Source organism: Amphritea atlantica (assembly GCF_900111095.1).
GTDB classification, from domain to species: domain Bacteria; phylum Pseudomonadota; class Gammaproteobacteria; order Pseudomonadales; family Balneatricaceae; genus Amphritea; species Amphritea atlantica.
Genome location: NZ_FOGB01000003.1, coordinates 395,674 through 401,709, shown reverse-complemented (window position 1 = coordinate 401,709; position 6,036 = coordinate 395,674). Strand labels below are relative to the sequence as shown.

The following is a 6,036-nucleotide window of genomic DNA, read 5'->3' as shown; positions in this document are numbered from 1 at the left end:
TGACCTTCACCGTGACCCGGAGCGGGGATGCGGCGGATGCCCAGACCATCGACTTTGCCACCAGCATTGGGGCAGGTGATAGCGCCGAAGCCAATGACTTCACTGGCAACAGCGGTACGCTGACCTTTGCGCCCGGCGTGACCAGCCAGACCTTCACTGTGCAGACCACACAGGACGGTATCTATGAAGGTGGTGAGACCTTCACTGCGACCCTGAGCAACAACTCAGCGGGCAGCACCATAGCGGATGCCACCGCCACCGGTACTATCCTGGATGACGGCACTGGCCCGGGTCCATTCGACCCAACCGGTCCGGGAACACCTGATAATGACGTTCCAACGCTGTCTGTCAGTAGCCCAACTGAGGGTGAAGGTGGACAGATGGAGTTCATTATCAGTCTGAGTAACCCGAGTCTTGAGACGGTCAGCTTCAGTGTTGCGACAGTTGATACTGGCAGCGCAACGGATACCACTGATTACAGTCCGGCTCTTGAATACTTCAATACGGGGTCTGGTTTGTGGGAACCTGTTTCAGGTGATCTCAGCTTTGCGCCTGGCACAACAACCCTTCAGGTTCGTTCTGCTACCGTGCAGGATGCCCTGGTTGAAGGCCCTGAAAGTTTCGATCTGACAGCAACGGTTACCGGCGGCAGCACTACAAACAGCAGTGCAACCGGAACAGGTACTATCACTGATGATGACCATACACCTGATGCTGTTAACAGCAGCGCTTCAACTCTGGAAGACACAACACTGACGTTTAGTGCTGCTGACTTCGGTTTCAGTGATGTTGATACCGGTAATACTTTACAGGCTGTTCGGATTGAGTCTCTGCCAACTGATGGCACGCTGTTCTTCAATGGCGTCGAGATTACGGCTGCGAACCTGGCCAGCTTTAATGCGGGTAGCAATGAGATAAGCAGTACTGATATCGGTTTGCTGACCTTTGAGCCTGCTCTGCATGATTCCGGTTATGACAGCTATAGTGCTGCGGGTGAGGGCGATCAGTTAAATGACTACGACAGCATTACCTTCAGTGTGTCCGACGGTGTTAACTGGAGCGTGACTCCTGCGACGCTGACGATCGATGTCACTCCGGTCGCTGATGCTCCGACACTCACCGTCGATGGCACACAGACCAGTGGTGGTGTTGATCTTGTTGATCTGATTACCGTTCCGGCTTCCGAAGGTCTGGTTAAAACAGTTTATACCAATGTGGGGATCAGTCCGGCCACAATCGATAGCAGTACGATTGAAACGATTGCTGATGGTCTGATCGGCGGCACAGCGACTGTCGAAACTCAGCCTTATCGCGATGGCGGTAATGGTGTAGATAATATTCCTGTCGATAATCTCGAAGTCACTACAGGTGTTATTTATCTTGAAGCGGGTACAACCCTGTCGTTCAATGGTTATTCCGATGATGCTTTCCGCATAGAGCTCGGTGGTACTACATTGATTGATACCACTGGAGATGCCTATGGAGACTACGATACGTCTACTGTAGGTACTGCAGCGGTGGGATCCGGTACTGTATCTACCTATGGCGACTTTACTGCGGCATCAGCCGGCTACTACACCTTCGAGATGTATATCTACAACCATATTGGTGCAGGTGACCTGTCGGTTAACGTCAGTGTTAATGGTGGTGCAAGTCAGCCATTCGATACTGCTGCGGTTAATATGTACACCGGTATTGATGCGGTAGATGCCGCTCAGGGACAGCATTCAGATCTGATTCTGACGTCCGGCAGTGATGGTGGTTATTATCCTGTAGAGCTGAATAAAGGGTATGAAGGTACTCCGATCAAATTGACGGCTGTCGATTCTGCTTTGGTCGATACCGATGGTTCTGAAGTGCTTAGCAGTATTGTTATCTCCTCTATTCCTGACGGTTCAGTGTTGACCGATGGCACTAATAGCTTTACGGCTACTGCAGGTAATACCAGCGTTGATGTGACCAGCTGGAATCTGGATAACCTGAGCTATACCGGTTATACCGATCTGCCGAATGGAGCTAGTGAGGTTCATACACTGGTCGTAACGGCTACCTCTCAGGAGCTGGCGAATGGTGCCGTGGTTGATACAGCTACTTCAACCGCTAATCTCAATATTACGGTGATCGAAACTGACGACCCATCAGTGATTACCTCTGTTGATACCGTTTCAGTCTCTGAAGAGGGGCTGATAAATGGACTTATCGATAATACTGGTGATCCGGTTGATACGACCGATGATGCGTTCGCAACAGGCGTTATCAACTTCACTGACTCGGATAGCAGTACGTTTAGTGTGTCTCTGACAGGACTTACAAGTGTTACGTCTGAGGGTAACCCAATCAACCTTACCTCTGGTGGTGATGATGTTGATAGCTGGAGCTGGGATGCGGCTAGTCAGACGCTGACAGGAAGTACCTCTGCCGGGGTCGATGTTCTGACGATTACGCTTGATCCGGTTGTTTCTTCCGGATCAAACAACAGTGTGTCATACACCGTTAATCTGCTTGCGCCAGTTGATCACCCGGTGAACAGTACAGAGGATATTATGGATCTGCAGTTTGGCGTTGCTATCTCTGATGGCTCTAATACTGTGAATTCCAGCCTTAATGTTCGCATTGAAGATGACCGCCCAGTGAGCGGTGATCTGAGCAACTCGCTTGAGGTGCCACTGGCACAGTCCAACGTTATGCTGGTTCTGGACTTCTCTGGAAGTATGTCAGGTAGTAACCTGGCGAATATGAAGGCAGCAGTAATCTCGATGCTGGATTCCTACGATAATGCGGGTTATACCGCAATTCAGATTGTCAACTTCAGCAGTACAGCAACTGTGCCAGGCGATGGTGGCTGGATCAGTGTCGCCGATGCGAAGTCCTATATCAACGCTTTAACTGATGCCGATATGGGCGGGGCAACAAATTACGATGCAGCCCTGGCAGCAGCACAGACCGCTTTTGCCGAAACAAACGGTTATATCGCAGGTGGCAAGAATATATCTTACTTCCTCTCTGATGGTGTACCTACTTCCGGTAATGAGGTCGATACTGCGGGTGACCAGGCCGCATGGGAAACCTTTGTTACTAACAACAACATTGATTCCTTCGCCGTTGGTTTTGGTGGCGCGGCGGTTACATCTCTCGAGCCGATTGCTTACAACGGTGTTGATGCAACGGAGCGCCCGGCAATTGATGCAACGGCTGCAGGGACAACTCTGACCGATTCTCTGTTGGCAACTGTTTCTACTGCTATCCCGGGTAATCTGTTTGGGTCTCTTGCCTCGGGCGGATTTGGTGCCGATGGCAATGGTCATGTACGCACGGTGACTATCGATTCAGTCACTTATACGTATGACAATATCGCCGGTACTATTACCAATAGTGCGGACAGTAATGTCATCAACGATAGTTCTGTAGTCATCACTACGTCTCTGGGTGGCCTGATAACCATCAATATGGATACGGGTGTTTACTCCTATGAGGCGGATCCAACCTTTACGGTGGATTTTGCTGAGACTATCGGCTTTACCATGCAGGATGTCGACGGTGATGTTACCTCTGGTATTGTCACTCTTGATGTCAGCAGAGAGGTGAAACCGACGCCGACATTGAATGCGAATGCGGCAGACGTTTTTGAGGCTGACATGGCTGATGGCACAAACAGTGCTGGTACCGGTGAAGTGGTTACCGGTAATATTCTGGCCGACGATACGATTCCAAATGGTTTATCCCTCAGCACATTGAGTATTGCCGGAGGTACTACGGTCGTAAATGGTAATCTCATTACGGTTACTACGGCAGAGGGCAATACGCTGGTAGTCGATAGTACTACCGGTGATTACACCTATACTCTGATTAATGCTGTCGATCATACTCAGTTGATAAATACGGGTAATACCATCACTCTGGCCAGTGATACCTTTAGTGGTTCTCTGGATGGCTGGGGCGGTAGTAACGTTACTCTTAACGGCAACCGGATGCTAATCGATGGTAATAACGATACCGCAACCAAAACGTTCGACTTTGGTCAGAATTATGCCAATCAAACCGTAACAGTGTCCTTCGATTTTGAAGCAACGACTAACTGGGATGGTGGCACTGACAACTTTGTTGTGACGGTAAACGGAACAGATGTTATCAATGACTCTCACACTGGAGGCACTCAGGCTTACTCTTTCGATATTACCCTGAACAATCTGGGACAGGCTGATGTTGTGTTATTGAATAGTAGTAGCTCAAACTTTGAAGATGCCTATATCGATAACTTTACAATCAGCGGGCCTGAGATCGTTGCTGTAGGAACCGATACTATTGTGGACAGCTTCACCTATGTGGTGACTGATCCCGGCGGTACGCCTTATACCTCGACTCTGGATGTAACGATCCATGACGATGTACCACAGGTGAACAATAGCATCGCTGTCTCTGTCGATGTTCCCGAGTCAGTCGACAGTAATGTCATTATGACTCTGGATATATCCGGTTCCATGACATCAGCTGTAGGTGGTAGCACTCGATTTGAACTGGCTAAACAGGCGATGATTGATACCATCACTGCCTATCAGGCTCAGGGTAACGCTAATGTCAATCTGACATTATTCGGTACACAAGGCGCCAATCTGGGGTGGATGAGTGCTGCGGATGCAATCAGTTATATTAATCTGTTGAGCATGGATACCGGCTCTATTCAGTATAACGGGGCCGCTATTACAGGTCTGACGGATGGCTGGACTAACTACGAAGCAGCCGTGGCCGTGACTGAGTCTGGTTATGCCGGAGCTCCTGCTGCGGATAAAACGGTTGCTTACTTCCTCTCCGATGGCGCACCGACAAAGGAATATGATGACACAACCACGACTCCAACTGATGTAACAGGTCAGAATACACAGGATGGTGTCGATACAGGTTATCTGGATAATACTTATCTGAATTCCTGGGATAGCTTCATCAATGGCAATAACATTGCTCTTGAAGTTGTTGGTATCGGTACAAACCTTAGTACAAGTTATCTTGACATGGTTCAGGTTATTCCAGGCAAGAACGCTCAGGTTGTCGCTGATATTACGACCCTGAGTGATGTATTGCTGTCTACTGTGGCGACTGTAGAGGGCAGCTTGTTTGGCGCTGACGGTGATAGTGGCATACTGTTTGGTGCAGATGGTGGTCATATTCTGGAGCTGAGCTATAACGGCGTAACCTATAGTTATGACGCAGCAAATCCAATACAAACTATCGCATTGTCTGAAGGTGATATGGATCTGAATTTTGAAACCGGATCTTTCACTTACACATCGAATGTTAGTAATGGTACCGACGTCATTGAGAACTTCATCATCAGTGTCAAAGACAGTGATGGCGACAGCTCTCTCAATCAGCCGCTATCAATGCTTATCGGAAAAAATCAGACTCTCACAGGGACTGATTCTGGTGAAACGCTGGATGGCGGCGCTGGTAACGATATCCTGGATGGTGGTTTAGGCAACGATATACTGATTGGTGGTTTAGGTGACGATATACTGATTGGTGGAGCCGGTGACGATTTGCTGATCGGTGGTGCCGGGGCTGATACCTTCGACTGGAATGGCGGAGATCAGGGGACTATCGCAATGCCTGCCAGCGATCATATTCAGGACTTTGTTGTGGCTGATGATAAGCTTGATCTTTCAGGCCTGCTTGATTCATTGGGTATGACAGATCCTGGTGTGGTTGAGTCCTATCTGAGCCTGACTGAGAATGCATCGAACGAGGCCGTATTGAGTGTTAAGGATAGTGCCGGTGGCAACGTTGTGCAGGAGATTGTGCTGGACAATGTCAGTATCCAGGATCTCAAAACCGATCTGAGTATTGATCAGGGCGCAACTAATAATGACCTGCTGAATCAGTTGATTGATCAGTCTAAACTGATTGTCTGAAACTGACTCGGGTGGCTCTCCAGGGAGCTGCCCGTTTTTTTGTTTAGCATATAGCATCGAACAGCTGTTTGATGTCAGGGTTTGAAACAGATAGCTACGGCTAAATATTTGTTTATTGAGGCAAAAAATAACA

The 6,036-nt window shown here is 48.9% G+C and carries 1 protein-coding gene; it reads left to right on the top strand.

The features are described 5' to 3' along the window. The first annotated feature begins 11 nt into the window (after positions 1-11). On the top strand, positions 12-5,903 hold the full coding sequence (locus BMY09_RS07780; RefSeq protein ID WP_091356218.1) for a Calx-beta domain-containing protein: 5,892 nt from the start codon (positions 12-14) through the stop codon (positions 5,901-5,903). Positions 5,904-6,036: the final 133 nt, after the last annotated feature.